This window comes from Lentisalinibacter salinarum (genome assembly GCF_040706555.1).
In the GTDB taxonomy this organism is placed as follows: domain Bacteria; phylum Pseudomonadota; class Gammaproteobacteria; order Steroidobacterales; family Woeseiaceae; genus Lentisalinibacter; species Lentisalinibacter salinarum.
In genome coordinates, this window is the sequence record NZ_JAPDRH010000002.1 from 161,291 (window position 1) to 184,341 (window position 23,051).

A 23,051-nucleotide genomic window follows, 5' to 3' on the forward strand; every position below is an offset into this window, starting at 1 on the left:
TCCCGTGCGCGCCGGCGTGGCCGGCGGCGGCCGGGCCGCGTTGTGGTAGATTACGCGCCGGTCCGAAATGGTCCCGGCCACGAATCTCTCATGAAACTTTACGGCTATTATCGCAGCAGCACGAGCTATCGAACCCGTATCGTACTGAATCTGAAGGGGATCGATTACGAATACGTCCCGGTCGCGCTGGACCGGGGCGAGCAGCACGACGAGGCCTTCCGGGAACTGAATCCGATGGGCGCCGTGCCTGCCCTGGCCGCCGAAGACGGCCTGTTCGTGCAATCGCCGGCGATCATCGAGTACCTGGAGGAGCGCCATCCGGAGCCCGCCCTGCTGCCGGCGGACCCGGTGGGCCGCGCCCGCGTGCGCGAGATCGCGGCACTGATCGCCTGCGACATTCACCCGGTCAACAACCTGCGCATCATGCGCTATATCGGCGAGCACTACGGTCAGGACCGGGCCGGCATCAGCGAATGGTACGCCCACTGGATCCATACCGGCTTCGGGCCGCTGGAGCGGCTGCTGGCCGCCCGCTCGACGGCGGGACGCTACTGCAACGGCGACGCGGTGACCCTGGCCGACGCCTATCTCGTGCCCCAGGTCTACAACGCACGCCGCTTCGGCGTGCCGCTGGACGACTACCCGACGATCGGGAGCGTGGACGCACACTGCGCCGCACTGCCCGCCTTCGCGGCCGCCCACCCGGATCGCCAGCCCGACGCACCGGAGGCCACATGAGCGATACGGCGACAGACGGGGACATCGGGGAGCGCATCCGCCAACTGAATAGCGGCGCGCCGCCCTGTGTGCAGAGCCTCGGCGGCCGGGTCGAGGACTACGACCCCGAGCGCCGGCTCATCGTCATGAGCTTCTCCATGCCGCTCGATTTCTGCCATTCCGGGAACATCGTGCAGGGCGGCTTCGTGACCGGCATGCTGGATGCCGCGATGGCCCACGCCGTGTTCATGGAACTCGGCATGCGCATCGCGCTGCCCTCGCTGGACATCAACGTGAGCTTCCTGCGCCCGACCCTGGCCGGGTCCCAGCGGGCCCACGGCCACATCCTGCGGCTCGGCCGCTCGGTGGCCTTCCTGGAGGGGGAGTTGTTCGACGAAGAGGGCCGGCTCACCGCCCGCGCCACCTCGACGGCGCGTGTGATACGACGGGACGACCCTGGCGGAGCGGCCTAGCTGAAGAGGCCGCTCACCTGCATGGCCTTGGTCATGTCGCCGTCCACCTTGAGCTTGCCGCTCATGAACGCGCTCATCGGCGGCAGGTCGCCGTCCACCATGGCCGCCAGGTCCTCGGGCGTGACGCCGAAGGTCGTCTCGGCCGGCTTGTCGTCGTTGCTGACTTCCATCGGCGTGGTCGTGCCGTCCACGTGGATGACCCCCTCGTCGCCGAGGTCGAATTTGATGGGGAACCCCAGCGGGGTCTTGTCCGCAAACTCGTTGCGCAGTTTCTCGGTCAGTTGTTCAAGCACGGCGAGTGCCTCTTCTTCTGTCAGTGGAAAACGGACACTATGCGGACTCCGTCCGCTTCAGGCAAGAGGGCCGCGGGACGCGCTACACTCCGCAGCCGGCCCGTCATTATGATCGCCGGGATAACCGCAGAGGAGTCATGAGATGAGCGACAGGCTGGGCGAGCCGCTGACACTCCCGTGCGGAGTGACGCTGCCGAACCGAATCCTCAAGTCCGCCATGACCGAGGGACTCGCCGACGAGCACGACCGGGCCACCGAGCGTCACGTGCGGCTCTACCGCCGCTGGGCCGAGGGGGGCGCGGGCACGCTGATCACCGGAAACGTGATGATCGACCGGCGTTTCCTCGAACGGCCGGGCAATGTGGTCATCGACGACCCGGACGACCGGGAAGCGCTGGCGGCGCTGCGCGCCTGGGCGGAAGCCGGCACCTCGGCGGGCAATCAGCTGTGGATGCAGCTGAGCCACCCGGGCCGGCAGTGCGGCCGGATCGTCTCCTCGCGGCCCATGGCGCCCTCCGAGGTACAGCTCAATCTCATGGGCAACTTCGGCCGGCCCGTCGCCATGACGGAACACGATATCGAGATGGCGCTGGGCGGCTTCACCCGGGCGGCGGCCGTCGCCCGGGACACCGGTTTCACCGGCGTGCAGATCCACGGTGCCCACGGCTACCTGATCAGCGAATTCCTCTCGCCGAAGCTCAACCGCAGGGATGACCAGTGGGGCGGCTCCCTGGAGAACCGCGCCCGATTCCTGCTCGAGGCCGTCCGCGGCGCGCGCTCCGTGGTGGGCCCGGCCTTCCCCGTCTCCGTGAAGCTCAACTCCGCCGACTTCCAGAAGGGCGGCTTCAGCTTCGAGGACAGCCTGCAGGTCGCCGCATGGCTCGACGAAGCGGGCGTCGACCTCATCGAGATCTCCGGCGGCAATTACGAGCAGCCGACGATGTTCGGCATCGAAGGCCGTCCCGAGGACGCGGCCGACACCCGGCGCGAAAGCACCAAGCGGCGCGAGGCCTTCTTCCTGGAGTATGCGGCCCGCATGCGCGAGCGCATCCAGGCTCCGCTCGCCGTCACCGGCGGCTTCCGCACGCGCCAGGCCATGCTGGAGGCACTGGCGAACGACGAGGTGGACGTCATCGGACTCGCGCGTCCCCTCTGCACCGAACCTGACCTGCCCCGCCGGCTGATCGACGGCAGCGCGGAGGGAGCGGTTCGCTGGGAGGAGAAGATCGGCATCGGCAAGGGCCGCTTCGGCCCGGACAGCAGCATTTTCCTGTTCAAGGCGCTGAATGCCTTCTCCGCCATCGCGTGGTACTACCGCCAGATCGTGGCCATGGCCGCCGGCAGGCCCCTGCGCCTGGACCTGCATCCGCTGCGCGCCCTGTTCGAGCACCAGCGCGCGGAGATCGGCATCGCCCGCGCCCGCCGCAAGACAACGGTGTAGGAGGGCCTTCAGGCCCGATTCCCTTCTTTCCTGGCCGTCATCGGCTGAGGTGCAGTGCGCGGGTCGTCCGGGCCGACTGGAGCCATGACGGCGGGAAGGAGGCCCGGCCGAAGCGAGGGAGGACAGGACGTCCGAGTGAGCGTCCGCCGCAGTGCGCCCCGGCCGATGATGGGTCAGCGCCGATAGTCGGATGCGTTCGGACGAGCAGGAGAAATCGGGCCTGAAGGCCCTTCTACTGCGGATCGGGCCTGAAGGCCCTCCTACTGCGTGCTCGTCAGACCGGGTCGCCGGCGCGCTTCAGGTCGCCCGGCAGGGAGCGGCCCGCCAGGTAGTAGTGCACAGCCACCCACAAGTTCAGCAGCGCGAAGATCGCCAGCGCCCAGCGCAGCGAGTCATCGCCGTACAGCGGCACGAGCAGGTCGCTGACGGCCCCGAGGGCCCAGGGGCCGGCACCGAGGCCGATGATGTTGATGATGAACAGCAGGATTGCCGCGGCGACGCCGCGCATGCGCAGACCGACCAGGCTCTGGGTCTGGGCGAAGGTGGTCGCCTGGTAGAAGTTGCCGAGGACGACGGGCACGCAGAAGACCAGGAGCGCCCAGCCCGGCGTGTCGAAGAAGTACACCGCCACCGCGAACGGCAGGGCCACGATCGCGGCGAGACCCGCCGTCCACAGGCTCCAGCTCGGGTTGGTCGAGCCCAGTCGGTCCGCGAGGTAACCGCCCAGGAAGATACCGATGCCGCCCGGGATGCCGAGGATCAGGCCGAGCCAGGTGCCTATCTCGCCCGTGGTCATGCCGTGGGTGCGGACCAGGAAGGCCGGGAACCAGGTCGCCACGCCGTAGCCGCTGAAGGCCGCAAGCGCCGCGCCGAACGCGAGATGGATGAACGAGCGCCGCCGGGACAGGAAGAAGAACGTGCGGACGATGCTGGGGCGGCTCTCGTCGGCGATGCGGTTCTCCGACATGCCCCGCTCCGGCTCCACCAGCGTGAAACGCACCACCAGCGCGAGGATCAGGCCGGGGACGCCGACGACGAAAAACGCCATGCGCCAGCCGAAGAATTCGTTGACCCAGCCGCCGGCCAGCAGGCCGAACATGATGCCGAAGGGGATACCCAGCGAATAGATGCCGAGCGCCGTCGCCCGCTGTTGTGGCGGGTAGTAGTCGGAGATGAGCGAATGGGCCGGCGGGCTGCAGCCGGCCTCGCCGATGCCCACGCCGACGCGCGCCAGCGCCAGATGCCAGTAATTCTGGGCGAGGCCGGACAGCGCGGTCAGCGCGCTCCAGATGGTCAGCGCCCAGGCGATCAGATTACGCCGGTTTCCGCGGTCGGCCCACAGCGCGATCGGTATGCCCATGGTGGCGTAGAAGGCAGCGAAGGCGAATCCCGCCAGAAACCCCATGGCCTGGTCCGAGACGCCCAGCTCCGTCTTGATGGGCTCGATCAGGATCGAGAGGATCTGCCGATCGATGAAGTTGAAGGTATAGACGAATACCAGTACGAACAGGGCGTAGTGCCTCGCCCCCGGGCTCATGGACTGGCGCTCGGCCGTCGCGGATTGCTCCACTGATTCTCTCCCCCTGATGACAGGCCCGCCGGGGCGGGCCGCGCCATTCTAGCGTATCGGGGGAAGAATCGGGGCGAGGCCGGGCAGCGGCCGGCGGCCGCCTCAGTAGCTGTGGGTCTCCGTGACCTTGCCGCGGAATACGTAATAGGAATATCCCGTGTAGACGAAGACGGCCGGCAGTGCGATCAGCGACCCGATCAGCAGGAATTTCTGGCTGCCCGGCGCGGCGGCCGCCTCCCAGAAAGAGATCTGGTGGGGCACGATGTTCGGCCACAGGCTGATCGCGAGTCCCGCATAGCCGAGGGTGAACAGCCCGATGGCCAGAATAAACGGCGACAGATGGCCGTCACCGGTGGCCTTGCGGAACAGGGCGTAACCGGCCAGGGCCGTCAGCAGCGGCACGGGCGAGAGATAGAGCAGGTTCGGCATCGTGAACCAGCGCTCCGCGATATCGTTCTCCAGGAACGGTACCCACAGGCTGATGACCCCCAGGAACACCAGCACCGAGGCGAGCAGCGGCACCGTCACACGTCGCGCCCAGTTTTCCAGTTCACCGGGCGCCTTCATGATGAGCCAGGTGCTGCCGAGCAACGCATAGCCGGTCACCATGGCGAGGCCCACGATCAGGCCGAACGGCGTCAGCCAGTCGAACGTGCCGCCGGTGTAGCGGGTGCCTTCGAGCTGGAAGCCGCTGACGAATGCGCCGAGGATCATGCCCTGGGAGAGCGTCGCCACCACGGAGCCCCAGTTGAACGCCTTGTCCCACAGATGCTGGTACTTGCTCGACTTGAAGCGGAACTCGAATGCGACGCCGCGGAAGACCAGCGCCAGCAGCATGATCATGAAGGGCAGATAGAGCGCCGGCAGGACGATGGAGTAGGCCAGCGGGAACACGGCGAACAGCCCGCCGCCGCCCAGCACCAGCCAGGTCTCGTTGCCGTCCCAGATGGGCGCCACCGAGGTCATCATGGTGTCGCGCGCCTCGTCGTCCGGGGCGAACGGGAACAGGATGCCCGTGCCGAGGACGAAGCCGTCCAGCAGCACGTACATGAAGATGGCCACGGCGATCAGGACGATCCAGATCAGTGGCAGCCAGCCGCCTTCCATCATGACCCCTCCTCCGCAGGCCTGCCGGCGGCCGACAGGGGCCGGCGGGCCGTGCCTTGTTCTTCCTGTTCGCTCTCGATCTCGGCCGGTCCGCTGCGGATCAGACGCATCAGATAATAGATGCCGGCGCCGAAGACGACGCCGTAGACCACGAAGAAGAGCGCGAGCGAGGTTGCGACGCTCGATCCCGGCACCGGCGATACCGCATCCGCGGTGCGCTGCAACTCCCACACCACCCAGGGCTGGCGGCCGATCTCCGTCGTGAACCAGCCGGCCAGGATGGCGACGAAGCCCGCCGGCCACATGAACGTGTACAGCCTCAGCAGCCAGCGCGTCTCGTACAGCCTGCCCCGGATCAACTGCACCACCCCGGCACCCGCCGCGAACAACATCAGGACGCCGATGCCCACCATGACGCGGAAGGCCCAGAACACCGGCGCCACGGGCGGGCGTTCGTCACGCGGAAATTCCTTCAGCCCGGTCACCGGCGCATCGATATCGTGCTCCAGGATCAGACTGGCCAGACCCGGGATGCCCACCTGGTAGTGATTGGTCTCCGCCTCCTCGTCCGGGATGGCGAACAGGATCAGCGGCGCCCGCGGCTCGGACTCCCAGTGCGCCTCCATGGCGGCCACCTTCTGGGGCTGGTATTCCTTGGTGTTCAGGCCGTGCAGATCCCCCATCAGGATCTGCGCGGGCACGACGATGGCGCCGAACAGAACGGACATCAGCAACATCAGTTGCGCACGCCGCACGAAGCGGCCGCCCAGCAGGTAGCGGGCGGAGACCGCGCCGATCACGAAGCAGGTGGTCAGATAGGCTGCCAGCACCATGTGGATGAAGCGATACGGGAAGGACGGATTGAAGACGATCTCGAACCAGTCTTCTGCGTAGAAGATTCCGTCTTCCAGCCGGAATCCGGCCGGCGTGTGCATCCAGCTGTTGGCCGAGAGGATCCAGAAGGCGGAGATCAGCGTGCCGATGGCCACCATGCAGGTGGAGAAGAAGTGCAGGCCCTTGCCGACCCGGTTGGCGCCGAACAGCATGATGCCGAGGAACGTGGCCTCGAGGAAGAACGCGGTCAGCACCTCGTAGCCGATCACGGGCCCGAGCACGTTGCCGGTGGCCTCGGAGAAACGGCTCCAGTTCGAGCCGAACTGGAAACTCATCACGATGCCCGAGACCACCCCCATGCCGAAGGACACGGCGAATATCTTCAGCCAGAACTTGTAGAGGCTCATGTAACGGGGCTTGCCCGTCTTCAGCCACAGCGCTTCCAGCATGACCAGCCAGCTGGCCAGGCCGATGGTGAAAGCCGGGAACAGGATATGGAAAGAGATGGTGAAGGCGAACTGGATCCGCGCGAGCATCAATGCATCCATGGGCTCCTCGCTCCTTCCGGCACGAAAACTGGCGCCGCGCACAGGACGGCGTCTCCACCGAGTCTAGGTGCTGGGGCCAGCGCCGTCATCCGGGGATACCACTACCCGGCCCGCCGAGCGCCGGCAGCGGCGGTTCGGCTCAGTCGGCGGTCTTCTGGCGGGAGTCCCGCTTGCGGTCGCTCTCGGTCAGCAACTTCTTCCTGAGGCGGATGCTCGCCGGCGTCACCTCCACGAGTTCGTCGTCGTCGATGAACTCCAGTGCCTGCTCGAGCGAGAAGCGGATGGGGGTGGTCAGCAGGATATTCTCGTCGGAGCCGGCCGCGCGGATGTTGGTGAGCTGCTTCGCCTTGGTGGGATTCACCACCAGGTCGTTGCCGCGGCTGTGGATGCCGATGATCATGCCCTCGTATACCTCGGCGCCGTGGCCGATGAACAGCCTGCCGCGTTCCTGCAGGTTGAACAGCGCATACGCGAGCGCCTTGCCCTGCACGTTCGAGATCAGCACGCCGTTGATGCGCTGGCCGATGCCGCCCGCCACCGCCGGGCCGTACTCGTCGAAGACATGGTGGATGAGGCCGGTGCCGGCCGTGGCGGTCAGGTATTCGGTGCGGAAACCGATCAGACCCCGGGACGGGATACGGTAGTCGAGGCGCATGCGGCCCTTGCCGTCCGGCTGCATGCCCAGCAGTTCGCCCTTGCGCTCCGCCAGCCGGCTCATCACCGCTCCCTGGTAGTCCTCGGCGAAGTCGACGGTGAGCAGTTCCCAGGGCTCCAGCCACTTGCCGTCCTTCTCGATGCGGATGACCTCCGGCCGGGAAACGGCCAGCTCGTAGCCTTCGCGGCGCATGTTCTCGATCAGCACGGAGAGGTGCAGTTCGCCGCGGCCGGAGACGCGGAACTTGTCCGGATCCTCCGTGCGCTCCACCCGCAGGGCCACGTTGTGCTTGAGCTCCTGGTCCAGCCGCTCGCCGATCTGACGGCTGGTGAGGAACTTGCCCTCCTTCCCGGCGAACGGCGATTTGTTCACCTGGAAGGTCATGCTGATGGTCGGCTCGTCGACCGACAACGCGGGTAGTCCTTCGGGATGCTCCCGGTCGCACAGTGTGTCGGAGATATGCAGGGTCTCGATGCCCGAGAACGCGACGATGTCTCCGGCCGAGGCGGACTCGATCTTCTGCCGCTCGAGGCCGTGGAAGCCATAGAGCTCCAGCACCCGGCCGGGCCGGTGCGAGCCGTGGGCGCCCACGATGGTGACCGAACTCGCGGCGCGCACCGTGCCGCGGGTGATGCGACCGATGCCGATCACGCCGACATAGGGGTCGTAGTCCAGGCTCGAGACCTGCAGCTGCAGCGGACCGTCGGGGTCGACGTCCGGTGCGGGCACGCGCTCGACGATGGTCTGCAGCAGCGGCGTCATGTCGCCTTCCGTGACGTCGGGCTCCAGGCCGGCATAGCCGCCCAGCGCGGAGGCGTAGACCACCGGGAAGTCCAGCTGCGCGTCGGTGGCGCCGAGACGGTCGAACAGGTCGAAGGTCTGGTCCAGCACCCAGCCCGGGCGCGCGCCGTCCCGGTCGACCTTGTTGATCACGACGATGGGTGTGAAGCCCCGCGCGAAGGCCTTCTGGGTGACGAAGCGGGTCTGGGGCATGGGCCCGTCCACGGCGTCGACCAGCAGGAGCACACTGTCCACCATGCTGAGCACCCGCTCCACCTCGCCGCCGAAATCGGCGTGTCCCGGCGTGTCGACGATATTGACCCGCCACTCGCCCCAGCGGATGGCGGTGTTCTTCGACAGGATGGTGATGCCCCGTTCCCGCTCGAGGTCGTTCGAGTCCATGATGCGCTCGCCGAGATCGGCGCGCGCGTCCAGCGTGCCGGACTGTTGCAGGAGCCGGTCCACCAGGGTGGTCTTGCCATGATCGACGTGGGCGATGATGGCGATGTTGCGCAGACGATTGACTGTGCTCATTTCAGTGCACGCAGGCCTGGCCGGCCGCGAGGCAGCGGACCAGGGCCGGGCCCATGCTGGCCGCGTCGGGCCGGCGCGGATCCGAGACGCCGTAGAAATAACCGTCCCGGTACATCACCGACTGCAGGCTGCCCATGGACCAGCGGGCATCGGCCAGCTCGTGACCACGGGCGCGCAGCAGAGCCAGCGTGTCCGGGCTGAAGCCGGGTTCGATGCCCAGTACGTCCGGCATCCACTGGTGATGCACTCGCGGCGCGTGGGTGGCATCGGCAACCCCCATGCCGTGGTCGATCACGTTTACCAGCTGCTGCAGCACGGTGGTGATGATGCGGCTGCCGCCGGGCGTGCCGGTGGCGAGCAGCGGCTCACCGTCCCTGAACACCAGCGTCGGCGTCATGGACGACAGCGGCCGCTTGCCCGGCTCGATGGCGTTCGCCTCGCCGCCGAGCAGGCCGAAGGCGTTGGGCACGCCGGGTTTCGCCGAGAAGTCGTCCATCTCGTTGTTCATCAGGATGCCTGTGCCGGGAATGGTGATGCCGGAGCCGTAGGAGAAGTTCAGGGTGTAGGTGTTGGCCACCGCGTTGCCGTCGGCGTCCATCACCGAGTAGTGGGTGGTGTCCCGGCTCTCCGCGGGGGGCGCCGTGCCCGGGCGGATCTCCGTGGAGGGTGTCGCCTCGTCCATGTCGATGGCGGCGGCCAGTTCCTTCGCATAGGCCTCGCCGGTGAGCCAGTCGACCGGAACGTCGTAGTAGTCAGGGTCGCCGAGGTGCTTCGCGCGGTCGGCATACGCCCGGCGCATGACCTCGGCCAGCAGGTGCAGGCCGTCGGCGCTGCCGTAACCGAGGTCGGCGACCGGGAACCGCTCGAGCACGTTCAGCATTTGCACGATGTGCACGCCGCCGGAACTCGGCGGCGGCATCAGGGCGACCCGGTGGCCCCGGTATTCGCCGACCACCGGTTCGCGCTCCACCACCTCGTAGCGGGCGAGGTCCTCGAGGGTGATCAGCCCGCCGTTCGCCCGCATCTCGTCGGCGATCTTCTCCGCGATGGCGCCCTCGTAGAACGCGGCCGGGCCCTCGCGGGCGATCAGCGCGAGCGTGGCGGCCAGGTCCGGCTGGCGGAAGCGCTCGCCGCGCTGCCAGGCGCTGCCGTCCGGTTTGAAGTAAGTGGCGGCCGTCGCGGGATGTTGCAGCAGCCGCTCGCCCCAGCGCTGCAGGCTCCAGGCCATGTCGTGGCTGACCAGGAAGCCATCCCGCGCCAGTTCGATGGCGGGCGCGATCACCTCCGGCCAGGACATCGTGCCGTAGCGGGTCAGGGCGTGGTGCATCCCCGCCACCGTGCCCGGCACGCCGGAGGCGCGATGGCTGAAGCGGGACGCCTCCTTGTCCACGTTGCCCTCGGTATCGAGGTACATGTCACGGCCTGCCGCGGCCGGCGCCATTTCCCGGTAGTCGATGGCGACGGTGCGGTCCTCCTCGGCGAGATGGACCAGCATGAAACCGCCGCCGCCGAGATTGCCGGCGCGGGGCAGCGTCACCGCCAGGGTGAAGCCCACCGCCACGGCCGCATCCACGGCATTGCCGCCCTCGGCGAGTATGCGCGCGCCCACCTCGGTGGCGATGGCGTTCTGGCTGGCCACCATGCCCTCGGCATCGATCACGGGGTGATGGATGGCGTCGTAGCGGATGATGGGCTCGCCGACGGGCTCTCGCGCCTCGAGGGCGGGGGCCAGCGCGAGCAAGGCGGCGGTGAGCGTCAGAAGGGGGCGTGCGAGCAGGCGTGGCAACATGTGCGGGAGTTCTCCTGGCGCCGCGGGGGCGCCCGTCCGGGTCGGTGCAGCCGGTCAGTATAACGCGGCCGGATGATGTAGCATCTCCGCCCGATAACAAAGATGCGTCGGGGAGAGAGCATGGATCTGGACCAATGGCGGCATCGCGGCCGCCGGGTGAAGGCGGGCGGCCACGAGCTGTTCCTGATGGATACGGACCCGGCCGGAGAGCGCCCGGGCACGATCTTCTTCGTCCACGGTTTTCCGACGGCGGGCTGGGACTTCCACCGTCTCTTCCCCGGCCTCGAGCCCGGCTACCGGCTCGTCGTTCCGGACATGCTCGGCTTCGGTTTCTCCGACAAGCCGAAACGCCACGACTACACCATCCACGAACAGGCGGACCTGCTGGAAGAGTTGATCGACGGGCTCGGGCTGGACCGCTTCCACGTGATGGCTCACGACTACGGTGATTCCGTGGCCCAGGAGATGCTGGCGCGGGAGAACGCGAGGCCGCGCGAGCAACGCCGGTGGCTGTCGCTGTGCCTGCTGAACGGCGGCCTGTTCCCGGAGACTCACCACGCGCGCTTCTCGCAGAAGCTGCTGCACGGCCCGCTGGGCCCGGTGATCGGCCGGCTGATGAGCCGGGGCACGCTGGAGCGCAACCTGCGCGCCGTGTTCGGGCCGCAGACGCCGCCGTCGGCGGAGGATCTCGACGCCTTCTGGACGCTGATCACCGAGAACCGCGGTGACTACATCGCCCATCGGCTCATCCGCTATATGCGCGACCGCCGCCGCCACCGGGAGCGCTGGGTGCAGGCACTTCGTACGGCTGCGATCCCGATCCAGCTCATCAACGGCTCCATGGACCCGGTGTCCGGCGCCCATATGGTCGCCCGCTACCGGGAACTCGTGAGCCAGCGGGACATCGTCGAGCTGCCGCGGATCGGCCACTACCCCCAGGTGGAGGCGCCCGAGGAGGTGTTGGCCCACTACCGGGCGTTTCTTGATGCGCACTTCCCCGCCGGGGAGAATGCCTGATCCGTAACCATTGCCCGCACAGGGGGAGGAATCGCCGGTGACCGACAAGTTCTGGGATCTGCTGATCCGGGGAGCCAGGGTATTCGACGGCTCGGGAGAGCCGCCGAGAGTGGAGGACGTCGCCGTGCGCGACGGCCGGATCGCGGCCCGGGGTGTCGGCCTGCCGGAGTCCGGCGCGGCCGAGGTGATCGACGCCGACGGCAAGTGGCTGATGCCCGGCCTGATGGACATCCACACCCACTTCGACCTGGAGGTGGAGATCGCCCCCGGCCTGCCCGAGGCGGTGCGCCACGGCACCACCACCGTGGTGGTGGCGAACTGCAGCCTGGGGCTCGCCTTCGGCAATCAGCGTCGCGACGGCGCGGATCCGGTGGTGGATTGCTTCGCCCGGGTGGAGAATGTGCCGAAGCACGTACTCTCCAAGGTCGCGGATCAGGCGGACTGGCACGACAGCGGTGCCTACCTGGAGCACCTGGACTCGCTGCCGCTCGGCGCGAACATCGTCACGATGATCCCGCACTCCATGCTGCGCATCGAGGTCATGGGGCTGGAGGACAGCATCAGCCGCGAGCCCACCGAGGCCGAGCTCGACGATATGGCGGCGCTGCTGGACAAGGGCATGCGCCAGGGCTACGCGGGCTTCTCCACGGATGCCCTGCCCTTCCACTATCTCGCCAACGATCCGCACCGCGACCGCAAGATCCCCACCCAGTACGGCAGCTACAGCGAGCTGAAGCGGCTGACCGGGGTGGTGCGCCGTCACGGCCGGGTATGGCAGGCCACGCCGCCGAAGGACAACGTCGGCCAGACGCTCAGGAACCTGCTGCTCACCAGCGGCCGGCTGCACGGCAAGCCGCTGAAGACGACCGTGGTGGCCGCTCTGGACGTGGCCACGAACCGGGGTATCGCGAAGCTGGGCATGATGCTCGCGCGGCTGCTGAACTCACGCGCCGTCGACGGGCGCTTCGCGCTGCAGGCGCTGGCCGGCCGCTTCAAGGTGTGGTCAGAGGGCCCGATCAACCCAATCTTCGAGGAGATCCCCGTCCTGCGGCAGCTGAACATGACGGATCTCGAAGACCGGGCGGCCCGCCGGGCGCTGCTGGAAGACCCGCTGTTCGTCCGCGACTTCCGCGAGATGTGGCACAAGGGAAAGACCGGTTTCGGCCTGGACGCGATCAAGCGGCGGCTGAAGCGAGAGGACCTCGCCTTCGGCCGCTCCCTGGAGGACATGGTGGTGGACAGCTGCCCGGTGCCGGACTGGTCCGGCGAGGCGATGGCGGACATCCACGAGCGGCTCAGAAGCTGGCAGGCGGGCGATCGTTCAGGCGATCGTTCAGGCGATCGGTCAGGCGATCGGTCAGCGGCCCGATCGGAGGCCGAGAGCGAGGCCTTCGCCGCGTTCCCGGACCCGATACGGGACGACGCCGATTTCTTCCTGCACCTGCTGAAGGTCTACGACACGGACCTGTACTGGTACATGATCACCGCCAACCGGGATGCGGAGGTGACCCGCAAGCTGATCATGCACCCGAAGCTGCTGCCCGGCTTCAACGACTCGGGCGCGCACCTCACCAACATGGCGTTCTACGACTGCAACCTGCGGGCGCTGCAGCTGGCCTCGGCGGACGGCGACGAGGGCGTAGCCTACATGGTGCGGCGGCTGACCCGGGACCCGGCGGCGTTCTTCGGCATCCCGGCGGGACGCATCGACCCGGGCTCGGCGGCGGACATCACCATCGTGGATCCGGAGGCGCTGGCCGGCTACGACGCGGAAGCCAATATTCGCAGCGTCTACCGGGAGGACTTCGAGCATAGTCAGCTCGTGAACCGCTCCGACGGCGTGGTGCCCTGGGTGATCATCGGCGGGCGGGTGGTCTGGCAGGAAGACGCCTACACGCCGGTGTTCGGGCGGGAGAAGTGCGGCCGCGTCCTGCGTGCCGCCTGAGTGAGCGAGGACGGTCGGCGCGATTCGCGCACGCTGACCGTCCCCGCGACGATGCTGACGAAGATTCTCTCGTCGATCCTCAGTCGCCGATCGCGAGCGGGATGCGCGCGCGGCCGAAGTTGGCCTTCGAGGGCTGGGCGCCGATGACTTCCAGGACGTAGGCACCGGGCTCGGGGGGCGTGACCGCGCCGTCGAAGCGGCTGCGCTCGCCCGCATAGTCGAGGATGCCCGTGGCGACGAGCTTGCCGTCGCGAAGCAGCCGCGCCGTGAGTTCGACGCTATCGGCGTCCCAGAGGCCGCCGGGGGTGAGCGGACAGCCGCACATCATGCCGACGTTGGCGAGCACCCGTACCGGGTCGCCGGCGGTGCCGGCGGCTGCCTCCAGGATCTCGATGTTCAGGCCGTGCAGCGTCAGCACGACGCCGTCGCCGGTCATCTCGGCCCCGGGCGTGACCAGCATCTCGGTCAAGGCCCGCATGCTCGCGTCCGGATTGCCGAGCGGCCCGGTCGCGCTGATGCGCACGACTGTCGGCTCGTCGATATTGAATTCCGCCACGAAGACCGCCGCGCCTTCGGTGTCGAACAGCACGGTGTCCCGTTCCTGGGGGTCCAGCCGCATGATCTTCTGCGTATCGCCGGTGGCGCCGAGGTGGGCGCCCTGGGCGAGCACCTCGCCGGTAGCGGCATCCGTCACCGTCACCCAGACGCCGCCGACGCCGCTGCCGATGAGCTTGGCGTCCTGGGACAGGACGTGCACGGGGATGCGGGTGGTCTCCGCGCCGGCCGCGGGCATTGCCACAGCCATCGTCAGTACTGTCGCTGTGGCCAGCCACGTCATCGTGGCAGTCACCAGTTTCCGTGCAGGCATCTGATCCTCCTGTTGTCGTTGCAGCCCGGTGTGCCGGGTCGGTCGGGATGACCCCGTCGGCGTCACCGCACGACGAAGGCACCGCGAAGGTCACCGGCACTGTAACCGGTCGCGCGGTCTTGCGGGTAGCGCTTCGCAATCGCGTCGGCCACGGCCTCCGGGACGTCGCTGCCGTGGCACATGAGGCACGGCGGCTCGACGAGGATGGGCTTCATCCAAAGGAAGGCGCCGCCGTCGCTGGCGAAGGGCTCGAGCGCGGCTGCCGGCGTGCCGGCGTCGACCTTGTTGCGCCACAGCTCCAGCACCGCGCGTTCGCGGGCGTCCGGCGCGTTGTCCGGATTGCGCGTCTTCAGGCTCGTGCGCGACACCGTCAGGCCGGCATCCGCCGAAACCTCGCGCGCGATCTCCGGCGCCTCCTCCGAACATACGCGGATGGCCGCGACGGGGCCCTCGCTACCCATGCTCTCCATCAGGCGGGACTTCAGGCGCTTGCCGAGTTCGGCGGCTGCCGCCTGGGCTTTCTCCACCTTCTGCGGCGATACCTCCGGCGCGCCAAGCTCCGGCGGCGGTTCGGCGCCGCAGGCGGAGACCAGCGCGGCAAGCGCCAGCGCGCCGGTCAGACGGCCGGCGCGCCGGGCAAACAAGTTGGAGAAGTTGCAAAAGTTCGGTCCGGCACCTGTCATGTCGTTGCCAGTTCCTTTTCGGTGCGCATGCCGAGTTTGTGCATGACCATCGCGGCCGGGCAGAAGCCGGTGAAGGCGCTCTGCAGCAGGTTGGCGCCCACGAAAACCGTGAGCCACACGAACCAGGGGTGCACGAAGTAGGTCAGGAAGACCGAGAGCAGGACCATGAAGCCTGCGAATGCGAAGATGCCTCTTTCGACTGACATGATGATTCCTCCTGTCGTCACCAAATTATCGCTCAATAGTTGTAGCGGATACGCACGTAGAGATTGCTGTTGTCTTCGAGCTGGCCGAAGAACGTGTAATCGTCGCGGCCGCCGAACCCGTTGCCGCCGGCGGTGAACTGCCATTCGTCGCTCTGGCGGAATGTCACCGACGGCCGCACGTAGAAGTCCTCGTCCGAGGGCGAGAGGAACGTGAACAGCGACAGCGTCCAGCGATCCTGGTCGATGCGGTAGGTGAGCCGGTTCGTGAGCACCTGCCGGTACTCCTCGGGCTCGAACTGCGGTGCCGGCGAGTTCGCGATCAGCGCGTCGTGGTCCCGGGTGTATTCCACGTAGTACTGAAAGCCGGCGGTGAAATTGGCCACCAGCTCGCGCTCGAACCCGGCCAGGAAGCGCACCTGGCTGTTCGGGATAGCGGGATCGTCACCATTGGCATCGTCGGTGGACTCGTACCAGGCGAACTCGGCGTTGACCAGCCCCGACCACAGCGGCAGCCGCACGCTGGCGCCGGCTGACGTCAGCGGCGCGAACGTGAGTCGTCCGTCGGCGTCCACCGCCGTCGGCTGCTTGAAGTAGCCGTGGTAACCGTAGGCGGCGTATTCGACGCCGCGTATCGTCTTGTACAGCCGCAGCGCCAGCTCGTAACGGCTCGGCTCCACCGCGCCGACCGGCGGGTCCGGCGCCACCACCTGCCCGGCCCGGGGCGAAAAGAACGAGAAGCGCCGACCGGTGAGGTACTCGTCGGGCTGGTAGCGGGGCGTCCAGGCGACGTCCAGGTTGGCGAGATCGTTGTAGAAGCCCACCCGTACCGTATCCGACGGCGCCTTCAGGTATTCGTCGTCCCGGCCGGCGAAGAAGGAGACGAAGTCCTTCGGGAACAGGTCGTTCAGGAACAGGAGGTCGCCGGTACCCCAGGTGAGCACCTGCCGGCCCGCCGTGACGTCGACGTCCTCCGTGGGCGAGAAGGCAACGGTCAGGTCGCGTACCTCAACCTCGAAGTCGCTCGTGACCGCGTCGTACCAGATATCGCCGACGGCGTTGGCCTCGAGCGCGTCGCCGATCCACTCGGCCTCGCCACGCAGGCGGGCATCGCCCAGCGTCATGCGCCGGCCCACCGGACCGTCGCTGTCGGCCCGCATGCCTGCCGCCAGTTCCGCGAATCCGGTGACGACGATGCCGCCGCCTTCGTCTTCCCAGCTGTCACCCCAGTCCTCGGCCCACTCGTCGCCGCCCTCGCCCGCCCCCTGGTCCACCCACGGGTCTTCCTCCCGGGCGGCGGCGGGGCCGGCGGCGAGCATCAGCGCCGCCAGCAGGGTGATGGCGAGGACTCGCGGCATCAGCTGCCTCCCTCCGTGCGCTCCAGCCACTCACGGGGCGGGCGGCGCAGCGAGCGCTCGGTGAAGATATCGGCGGGCAGGCCGATGTCGTAGTCGATGAACCGGAACTGCATGAGCGTGTAGCCGCCCAGCGACTTGTCCTCGACCCGGCTCTTGGTCACCGTCGGGAAACCCTCGATGGTCTCCACGGCGCCCGCCTCGATCGTGCGGTACGTCTCGCCGGCGGCATTCCGGTACTCGATGCGCATCGGCAGCCAGGTCTCCTTGTCGATCCAGGTGGTGTAGTCCGTGAACTCCACCACGTCCGGGTCCTTCGGGATGTGGCGCAGCACGTAGTAGTCCTCCGTCTCCTCGACGAACTCGTGCTCGTCCTCCTCGGGACTGCGGCCGGAGACGTCCTCGTAGAAGTAGTGCGCGCCCACGAAACTCGTGCGCTTGTCGCCGGCGGAGATGCGCTTCACGAGATCCAGGCCCGGCAGGTACAGCCAGCGGTCGTCGTCGCTGCCGACGTGCTTCTTCACCAGGAAGGTCGTGCCGCGCACGTCGGAGGGCCGGCTGAACACCACCAGGAACTCCTGGTCGCCGCCGTCCTCGATGTCCCGGCGCAGGATGGTGAACTGACGCCGCTGCTCGCGGCCCTGCTCGTCATAGATGACCATGCGCACTTCGGAGCGGCCGTCGTCGCCGGCGTAATAGGCGGCGAGGTTGGCTTTCTCGACGATGGTGTCGACGTCGGGCGTGGACTGGCCGGCCGCCGTGAGCGGCAGCGCCAGCACGGCCGCGAGCCCGATCAGTCTGGTCCTGGGGTGAATCATCTCTCTACCTCCTTGCCTCAGCCCGATCCCTCGGCCTCGGCGTTACGGGTTTCTGCCGGGAAGAACAGGCGACGCGCGACGCCCAGCACGCCCGGCAGCAGTATCAGCGTGGCGACGCCCGAGATGGCCATGATCGAGGCCATGAAGGCGCCCACGGTGATGTAGGGCACCAGCGGCGCGAGGAACAGCGGGGTGAAGCCGAGCGCGATGACGATCGCGTTACGGGAGATCGCCCTCGCCGGCTCCTCGAACACCGCCTGCGCCGCCCGGGCGAAGGAGCCTAGCTCCCCGTAGAGCGAACGCATGCGCTGGATGAAGTGGATGGCGAAGTCGATGGACAGGCCCAGCGTCAGCGACGAGAGCACCGCGATGGGCATGTCGTAGTCCTTGCCCACCCAGCCGATGAGCCCGTACACGCCCAGGATGGTCGCGGACAGCGGCAGCATCGCCAGTATGCCGAAGCGGATCGAGCGGAACAGGAACGTCATCATCAGGAAGACGACGACGAAGGCGGACAGCAGCGCATAGAGCATGCCCTCCACCATCTCCTGCTGCCAGACCCGGTTGATGTAGGTCTTGCCCGCCCAGCGCGCGCTCACGGCCTCCGGCAGCGGATTGTCGTCCAGGTAGTCACGGGTGGCCTCGATCACCCGCTCCATGTCCTGGTTGTCGCCGCTGGTGAGCTGCAGCCAGAGCGTCGTCTGCTGATAGTCCGGGGTCACCATGTGCCAGAGGTCCTGGGGCCGGTGCGAGGACTGGAACTGCAGGAGCGTCTGGGCGACGCCGCGCTGGGAGTCGGGGATGCGGTAGTCTTCGGGCTCGCCGCTCCGGAGTTCGCGGTTCACGGTCTTCACGACGTCCGGCAGCGCGTTCACCTTACCCACCTTGCCGGTATCCACCAGCGCCTGCTGGAGGTCGTCGATCATGGCCAGCGCGTCCGGGCGCTGGAAGTAGTTGGAGCGGGACGAGGCCTGCTCGGCCGTGGAGAGGATCTCCTCCAGCGTCTCGAGGTCGTCGTCGGCGCTTACCTCGAACAACGCATCGTCTGCGGCTCCGATCACCCGGTCGAGCCACGCGCCGCTCTCGTCCTCTTCGGCATCGACGGCCTCGCGCACGGCATCCAGCGCCGGACCGGAACCGAGTCTTCCCGCCAGCTCCTCGAGTTGGCGGCGGGTCTCGGCCCGGTTGTCCTCGTTGTCGTAGTCAAGCACCAGATAGGCATCGTAGGTGCCCGCGAAGTGATCGTTCAGCACCCGGTCGGCGATGCGGATCTCGTGGCTCGACTTGAACCAGCGCACCGGGTTGTCGTTGATCTGGATACGCATCACGCCGGCGACGCTCAGTGCCACCACAATAGCCGTGACCGCGAGGATCAGCTTGCCGCTGGCGAACGACGCAGAGCCCGTCCTGCGCAGCACCCGGGCGAGCAGCGTGTTGCTCTCCTGCTCTTCGGTGCCGAGCCGCGCCAGTACCTTCAGGCTGTCCGGCTTCATCCTCACCACGTAGGCCGGGATGAACACGATGGTGACCAGGAAGGCCAGCAGGATGCCGAAGCCGACGAACGCACCGAATACCCGCACCGGCGGGATGGGCGTCAGCAGCAGCGAGAAAAAGCCCACGGACGAGGTCAGCGAAGTGAACAGCATCGGCCGGAACAGGTGGCCGACCACCTCGCGGATGGCCTTCTCGGCGGATTCGCGCCCGCCGTAGCGGTCGGCGAACTCGGACATGATGTGCACCGAGTCCACCACCGCGATCGGCATCAGGAAGATCGGGATCATCGAACTCATGATGTGCACGGTGAAGCCGAGGCCGATCAGCAGTCCCATGGTGGCGATCACCGTCACCACGGCCACGATCATGGGCGCGATGATGAGCCGCACGCTGCGGAAGAAATACCACATCAGCAGGAAGATCATCAGACCGGCCAGCGGCGCCGAGATGGCCATCTGCACGAACATCTCGTGACCGAACGTGTCCTCCGCCACCGGCAGGCCGGTGATGTGGATCTCCTGGTCCGGCGCGTGCTCGGCGGCCAGCTGGCGGATCCGCTGCGACAGCGCGTAACTCAGATCCTTGCTCTCGATGGGCACGTAGATGGCCGCGGCCTTGCCGTCGCCGGAGACCAGCGTATCGCGCAGCATCGGCAGGTCTTCCACGTGAGCACGCAGCGCCTCGGCCTCCTCCGGCGTCTCCGGCGGCTGCTTCATCATCCACTCGAAACGCAGCTGCCCCTGCTCGCCCTGGGTGATGTTGTCGGCGACGGCCAGCGACATCAGGTCCGGCTCGATGACGCCGTCGAGCTGCAGGATCTCGTCGGTGAGCTTGTGCAGCGCCGTCATGCTCTGCACGTTGTAGACGCCCTCGGGGTGGCTCGTGTTGACGAGGCCGACCACCAGCGCGTCGTGCAGCCGGAAGGTTTCCTCCACCTGATTGTGGAAGACCCGGTCCGTCTGGTCGTCCGGCAGCATGTTCTCCGGATCCGTGTCGATCTGGATACGCGGGATCTGGGATCCCAGCAGCACCGTCAGGAGCACGGTGAGAACATAGACGAGACGGGGCTTGCCCGTGGCCAGCTGCATCAGGGGTTGTCTCATGAGGGCTGCCTCAGCTTGTCGACGCCGAGCAGACGCATCACGAGCCGCTCATACACGGGCTCGGTCTGGCCGCGGCGTACCTTGCGCAGGAAATATTTTTCGAAACCCACCTTGGCGAGATGCACCCATTTGCCCTCGCCGGACCAGTTGGTGTTGCGCGGCGGGATCTGGGGCAGCGCCACGAAGGCCACGCCCCGATCGCCGAAGTCCGCCAGGCAGACCGCGTTCCAGCTGGCCCGATGGCTCGGCTCCCGGCCGGCCATCGCATCGGCGATATTGCGGGTGGCGGCCGTCGCCATCGACTCGATCATGTAACCGGTCTTCGGCGTGCCCAGCGGCACGGTAGTGGGTCCCACCGGCGGGATGGCGACGCAGACGCCGATGGAGTAGACGTTGGGATACGTCGGGTTGCGCTGATACTCGTCGATGACCACGAAACCGCGCGGGTTGACCAGTCCCTCCACGTCGCGCACGGCATCGATACCCCGGAACGCGGGCAGGATCATCGCGTGGCTGAACTCGAGGTCGTGCTCCTGGCCGACCTTGTCGGCGGAGACCATCTCCGACACCCGGACGCGGCCGTCCGTTACCTCGTCGATGCGCGCGTTTGTCACCCATCGGATATGGCGTTCGCGCAGCTCGGATTCAAGCATGCTCTTGGTGTCGCCGACGCCGTCCAGACCGAGGTGGCCGATGTACGGCTCCGGCGTGACGAAGGTCATCGGCACCCGGTCGCGGATCTTGCGGCGCCTGAGCTCCGTCTCGAGGATGAACGCGTACTCGTAGGCCGGGCCGAAGCAGGAAGCGCCCTGGGCGGCACCCACCACGACGGGGCCGGGGTCTGCCACCAGCTTGTCGAAGTCGTCCATGGCCTGGCGGGCGTGATCGGTCTTGCACACCGACTGGGTGTAGCCGCCGTGTGGTCCGAGACCCGGTATCTCGTCGAACGCCAGCGCCGGCCCGGTCGCGATCACCAGGTAGTCGTAGTCGACGCTCTCGCCGTCGGCCAGCTCGATCCGGTTCTCGTCCGGGCGCACCTTCGCCGCCGCCTTGCCGATGAAATTGACGCCGTGCCGGCCCAGTGCCTCGGCCAGGTCCACGCGGATGTCCGACGGTTTCCGCCAGCCCACGGCCACCCAGGGGTTCGATGGCGTGAATTCGAAGTACGGCAGGTCGCTGACGACCGTGACGCGCGCGCTGCCGGACAGCGACTGTTCGAGCTCGTAGGCCTGGGTGATGCCGCCGAGTCCGGCACCGAGCACGACGATGTGATTCATTTTCCACCCCCTGGGAACGCGTCGACGGGAATCTTCAGATAGGAGACGCCGTTGCCTTCCGCAGGCGGCAGGCGGCCGGCCCGGATGTTGATCTGGATGGCCGGGATGATCAGGCGCGGCAGCCCCAGCCCGGCGTCGCGTTCCTCGCGCATACGGACGAATTCCTCCCGGGAGATGCCGTCGCGCAGATGGCGGTTGTGTTCCCGCTGCTCGGCCACGGTGGTCACCGAGCGGCGCTCGGCCGTCTCGGCCGGATAGTCGTGGCACAGATACAGGCGGGTCTCGGGCGGCAGTTCGAACAACCGCCGGACGGAGTCGTACAGACGGCCGGCATCCCCGCCAGGGAAGTCGCAGCGGGCGCTGCCGTAGTCGGGCCGGAACAGCGTGTCGCCGACGAAGACGGCGTCCTCGCCGACCCGGTAGGCGATGCTGTCGTCGGTGTGGCCCGGCACGGTCATCACGCGCACCGGCAGCTCGCCGATGGAGAAACCGTCGCCGTCCGCGAACAGGCGGTCGAACTGGGAACCGTCGGCGGGGAAATCGGGTCCCATGTTGAAGGTGCGGCGGAAGTTCTCCTGCACGTAGCGGATGCCGGCGCCGATCCCGATGGGGGCGCCGGTCCGCTCCTGCAGATACTCGGCCGCCGTCACGTGGTCCGCGTGGGCGTGTGTCTCCAGGATCCAGGCGACCCGGAGGCGCTCCTGCTCCACCCGGGCCAGCAGGGCGTCCACCGATTCCGTTGAGGTTCGCCCGGAACTCGAGCAGTAATCCAGCACCGGGTCGATGACCGCGGCCTGGCGCGTAGCCGGATCCGACACCACATAGGAGAACGTGCCGGTGTCTTCGTGGTAAAAAGTATCGACCTTCGGGGTGCTCACGGGACAAGCTCCGCACTTCATCTCGGATATTATATTTGTATATTATAATTTTGCAATATACAATCGTGGTTATTACGGAATCGGAGGGGGACAGGCGATGCCGTCGAAATCCGTAGAGGTGCCCGTTCGGGCCGCGGCCGAGCGCGATTTCTCGGAAATCCACGAGCACGCGGGAGAAGCCGCGCAGCTCATGAAGGCGCTGTCGAACGAGAACCGGCTGATGATCCTCTGCAGCCTCGCGGGAAGCGAGATGACCGTCGGTCAGCTGAACGACCGCATCCCGATGAGCCAGTCCGGGCTGTCGCAGCAGCTCGGCATCCTGCGCCGCGAGGGCCTCGTGAACACGCGCCGGGATGCCCAGAGTATCTACTACTCGCTGGTCCCCGGCCCGGCCACGGAGATGATCAACCTCCTGCACGACATCTACTGCGGCACGGACGCCTGACTCATGTAGGAGGGCCTTCAGGCCCGACCCGGCCCTGCCAGACCCCCGTTCTTTTGTGGCCGCCCTGCGGGGGGGGGGGGGGGGCGTCCGGGCCGACTGGAGCCAGGACGGCGGGAAGGAGGCCCGGCCGAAGCGAAGGAGGACAGGACGTCCGACTGAGCGTCCCCGCGACCCGTGTCCGCCCGATGGCGTGCCAACGTCCGTAGAAGGTGATATCGGCCAGG

General features: G+C 67.5%; 20 protein-coding genes. 6 read left to right on the forward strand and 14 right to left on the reverse strand.

The features are described 5' to 3' along the window. Window positions 1-90: 90 nt before the first annotated feature. Window positions 91-738 carry a maleylacetoacetate isomerase gene (maiA, locus tag ACJMKZ_RS03870; protein WP_405231885.1) on the forward strand — a complete coding sequence of 216 codons (648 nt, stop codon included), beginning with the start codon at window positions 91-93 and terminating at the stop codon, window positions 736-738. Beyond that, complete coding sequence (locus ACJMKZ_RS03875) at window positions 735-1,190, forward strand: PaaI family thioesterase (RefSeq protein ID WP_405231886.1); 456 nt, start codon at window positions 735-737, stop codon at window positions 1,188-1,190. The genes maiA and ACJMKZ_RS03875 overlap by 4 nt, the downstream gene beginning before the upstream one ends. Here the strand turns inward: ACJMKZ_RS03875 and ACJMKZ_RS03880 are convergent. Next, the gene (locus tag ACJMKZ_RS03880; protein WP_405224493.1) at window positions 1,187-1,483 is read right to left on the reverse strand and encodes an SCP2 sterol-binding domain-containing protein; all 297 of its coding nucleotides are present in this window, start codon (window positions 1,481-1,483) and stop codon (window positions 1,187-1,189) included. The genes ACJMKZ_RS03875 and ACJMKZ_RS03880 overlap by 4 nt on opposite strands. Before the next feature lie 142 nt (window positions 1,484-1,625). Between ACJMKZ_RS03880 and ACJMKZ_RS03885 the strand changes: the two genes are divergently transcribed. Continuing rightward, window positions 1,626-2,924: an NADH:flavin oxidoreductase/NADH oxidase family protein gene (locus ACJMKZ_RS03885; protein ID WP_405231887.1), complete on the forward strand. Its 1,299-nt coding sequence runs from the start codon at window positions 1,626-1,628 to the stop codon at window positions 2,922-2,924. 274 nt (window positions 2,925-3,198) lie between these two features. Here ACJMKZ_RS03885 and ACJMKZ_RS03890 read toward each other — a convergent pair whose 3' ends face one another. The 5 genes from ACJMKZ_RS03890 to ggt all read right to left on the reverse strand — a co-directional run bounded on the left by ACJMKZ_RS03890 (window position 3,199) and on the right by ggt (window position 10,741). Next, window positions 3,199-4,494, reverse strand: a complete 1,296-nt coding sequence (locus ACJMKZ_RS03890) for a spinster family MFS transporter (RefSeq protein WP_405231888.1) — start codon at window positions 4,492-4,494, stop codon at window positions 3,199-3,201. Between the two features lie 102 nt (window positions 4,495-4,596). Beyond that, the gene (gene cydB / locus ACJMKZ_RS03895; protein ID WP_405233129.1) at window positions 4,597-5,601 is read right to left on the reverse strand and encodes a cytochrome d ubiquinol oxidase subunit II; all 1,005 of its coding nucleotides are present in this window, start codon (window positions 5,599-5,601) and stop codon (window positions 4,597-4,599) included. Next, complete coding sequence (locus ACJMKZ_RS03900; protein ID WP_405231889.1) at window positions 5,601-6,983, reverse strand: cytochrome ubiquinol oxidase subunit I; 1,383 nt, start codon at window positions 6,981-6,983, stop codon at window positions 5,601-5,603. The genes cydB and ACJMKZ_RS03900 overlap by 1 nt, the downstream gene beginning before the upstream one ends. Window positions 6,984-7,122: 139 nt before the next feature. Beyond that, a complete protein-coding gene (gene typA, locus ACJMKZ_RS03905; RefSeq protein ID WP_405231890.1) occupies window positions 7,123-8,952 on the reverse strand; it encodes a translational GTPase TypA in 1,830 nt (609 codons plus the stop codon). 1 nt (window position 8,953) lies between these two features. After that, window positions 8,954-10,741, reverse strand: a complete 1,788-nt coding sequence (gene ggt, locus ACJMKZ_RS03910; protein WP_405231891.1) for a gamma-glutamyltransferase — start codon at window positions 10,739-10,741, stop codon at window positions 8,954-8,956. A gap of 120 nt (window positions 10,742-10,861) precedes the next feature. On the opposite strand from ggt, the gene ACJMKZ_RS03915 reads away from it, so the two are divergent. Both ACJMKZ_RS03915 and ACJMKZ_RS03920 read left to right on the forward strand, forming a co-directional pair. After that, a complete protein-coding gene (locus ACJMKZ_RS03915) occupies window positions 10,862-11,758 on the forward strand; it encodes an alpha/beta fold hydrolase (RefSeq protein WP_405231892.1) in 897 nt (298 codons plus the stop codon). Window positions 11,759-11,795: 37 nt separating this feature from the next. Next, entirely contained in the window at window positions 11,796-13,703 is a 1,908-nt protein-coding gene (locus ACJMKZ_RS03920; protein ID WP_405231893.1) for an N-acyl-D-amino-acid deacylase family protein, read from the forward strand. 79 nt (window positions 13,704-13,782) lie between these two features. Here ACJMKZ_RS03920 and ACJMKZ_RS03925 read toward each other — a convergent pair whose 3' ends face one another. The 8 genes from ACJMKZ_RS03925 to ACJMKZ_RS03960 all read right to left on the reverse strand — a co-directional run bounded on the left by ACJMKZ_RS03925 (window position 13,783) and on the right by ACJMKZ_RS03960 (window position 22,403). Next, window positions 13,783-14,571: a hypothetical protein gene (locus tag ACJMKZ_RS03925; RefSeq protein ID WP_405231894.1), complete on the reverse strand. Its 789-nt coding sequence runs from the start codon at window positions 14,569-14,571 to the stop codon at window positions 13,783-13,785. A gap of 62 nt (window positions 14,572-14,633) precedes the next feature. Further along, window positions 14,634-15,254, reverse strand: coding sequence for a Tll0287-like domain-containing protein (locus ACJMKZ_RS03930; protein ID WP_405231895.1), 621 nt, complete (start codon window positions 15,252-15,254; stop codon window positions 14,634-14,636). Beyond that, entirely contained in the window at window positions 15,251-15,460 is a 210-nt protein-coding gene (locus ACJMKZ_RS03935) for a YgaP family membrane protein (protein WP_405224527.1), read from the reverse strand. Before ACJMKZ_RS03935 ends, ACJMKZ_RS03930 begins: the two co-directional genes overlap by 4 nt. A gap of 32 nt (window positions 15,461-15,492) precedes the next feature. Then, a complete protein-coding gene (locus ACJMKZ_RS03940; RefSeq protein ID WP_405231896.1) occupies window positions 15,493-16,815 on the reverse strand; it encodes a hypothetical protein in 1,323 nt (440 codons plus the stop codon). After that, complete coding sequence (locus ACJMKZ_RS03945) at window positions 16,815-17,630, reverse strand: outer membrane lipoprotein-sorting protein (protein WP_405231897.1); 816 nt, start codon at window positions 17,628-17,630, stop codon at window positions 16,815-16,817. Before ACJMKZ_RS03945 ends, ACJMKZ_RS03940 begins: the two co-directional genes overlap by 1 nt. A 17-nt stretch (window positions 17,631-17,647) precedes the next feature. After that, window positions 17,648-20,227, reverse strand: a complete 2,580-nt coding sequence (locus ACJMKZ_RS03950; protein WP_405231898.1) for an efflux RND transporter permease subunit — start codon at window positions 20,225-20,227, stop codon at window positions 17,648-17,650. Beyond that, a complete protein-coding gene (locus ACJMKZ_RS03955; RefSeq protein WP_405231899.1) occupies window positions 20,224-21,504 on the reverse strand; it encodes an NAD(P)/FAD-dependent oxidoreductase in 1,281 nt (426 codons plus the stop codon). Before ACJMKZ_RS03955 ends, ACJMKZ_RS03950 begins: the two co-directional genes overlap by 4 nt. After that, window positions 21,501-22,403 carry an MBL fold metallo-hydrolase gene (locus tag ACJMKZ_RS03960; protein ID WP_405231900.1) on the reverse strand — a complete coding sequence of 301 codons (903 nt, stop codon included), beginning with the start codon at window positions 22,401-22,403 and terminating at the stop codon, window positions 21,501-21,503. Before ACJMKZ_RS03960 ends, ACJMKZ_RS03955 begins: the two co-directional genes overlap by 4 nt. A gap of 76 nt (window positions 22,404-22,479) precedes the next feature. On the opposite strand from ACJMKZ_RS03960, the gene ACJMKZ_RS03965 reads away from it, so the two are divergent. After that, window positions 22,480-22,827 carry an ArsR/SmtB family transcription factor gene (locus ACJMKZ_RS03965; RefSeq protein WP_405231901.1) on the forward strand — a complete coding sequence of 116 codons (348 nt, stop codon included), beginning with the start codon at window positions 22,480-22,482 and terminating at the stop codon, window positions 22,825-22,827. Window positions 22,828-23,051 lie beyond the last annotated feature (224 nt).

Bases quoted from the DNA above. Each gene is read 5' to 3' on its own strand.
- ACJMKZ_RS03945 (WP_405231897.1), bottom strand. From the start codon at position 17,630: ATGATTCACCCCAGGACCAGACTGATCGGGCTCGCGGCCGTGCTGGCG.
- ACJMKZ_RS03900 (WP_405231889.1), bottom strand. From the start codon at position 6,983: ATGGATGCATTGATGCTCGCGCGGATCCAGTTCGCCTTCACCATCTCT.
- ACJMKZ_RS03925 (WP_405231894.1), bottom strand. From the start codon at position 14,571: ATGCCTGCACGGAAACTGGTGACTGCCACGATGACGTGGCTGGCCACA.
- ACJMKZ_RS03950 (WP_405231898.1), bottom strand. From the start codon at position 20,227: ATGAGACAACCCCTGATGCAGCTGGCCACGGGCAAGCCCCGTCTCGTC.
- ACJMKZ_RS03930 (WP_405231895.1), bottom strand. From the start codon at position 15,254: ATGACAGGTGCCGGACCGAACTTTTGCAACTTCTCCAACTTGTTTGCC.
- ggt (WP_405231891.1), bottom strand. From the start codon at position 10,741: ATGTTGCCACGCCTGCTCGCACGCCCCCTTCTGACGCTCACCGCCGCC.
- ACJMKZ_RS03940 (WP_405231896.1), bottom strand. From the start codon at position 16,815: ATGCCGCGAGTCCTCGCCATCACCCTGCTGGCGGCGCTGATGCTCGCC.
- ACJMKZ_RS03935 (WP_405224527.1), bottom strand. From the start codon at position 15,460: ATGTCAGTCGAAAGAGGCATCTTCGCATTCGCAGGCTTCATGGTCCTG.
- ACJMKZ_RS03955 (WP_405231899.1), bottom strand. From the start codon at position 21,504: ATGAATCACATCGTCGTGCTCGGTGCCGGACTCGGCGGCATCACCCAG.
- maiA (WP_405231885.1), top strand. From the start codon at position 91: ATGAAACTTTACGGCTATTATCGCAGCAGCACGAGCTATCGAACCCGT.
- cydB (WP_405233129.1), bottom strand. From the start codon at position 5,601: ATGGAAGGCGGCTGGCTGCCACTGATCTGGATCGTCCTGATCGCCGTG.
- typA (WP_405231890.1), bottom strand. From the start codon at position 8,952: ATGAGCACAGTCAATCGTCTGCGCAACATCGCCATCATCGCCCACGTC.
- ACJMKZ_RS03885 (WP_405231887.1), top strand. From the start codon at position 1,626: ATGAGCGACAGGCTGGGCGAGCCGCTGACACTCCCGTGCGGAGTGACG.
- ACJMKZ_RS03915 (WP_405231892.1), top strand. From the start codon at position 10,862: ATGGATCTGGACCAATGGCGGCATCGCGGCCGCCGGGTGAAGGCGGGC.
- ACJMKZ_RS03965 (WP_405231901.1), top strand. From the start codon at position 22,480: ATGCCGTCGAAATCCGTAGAGGTGCCCGTTCGGGCCGCGGCCGAGCGC.
- ACJMKZ_RS03875 (WP_405231886.1), top strand. From the start codon at position 735: ATGAGCGATACGGCGACAGACGGGGACATCGGGGAGCGCATCCGCCAA.
- ACJMKZ_RS03960 (WP_405231900.1), bottom strand. From the start codon at position 22,403: ATGAAGTGCGGAGCTTGTCCCGTGAGCACCCCGAAGGTCGATACTTTT.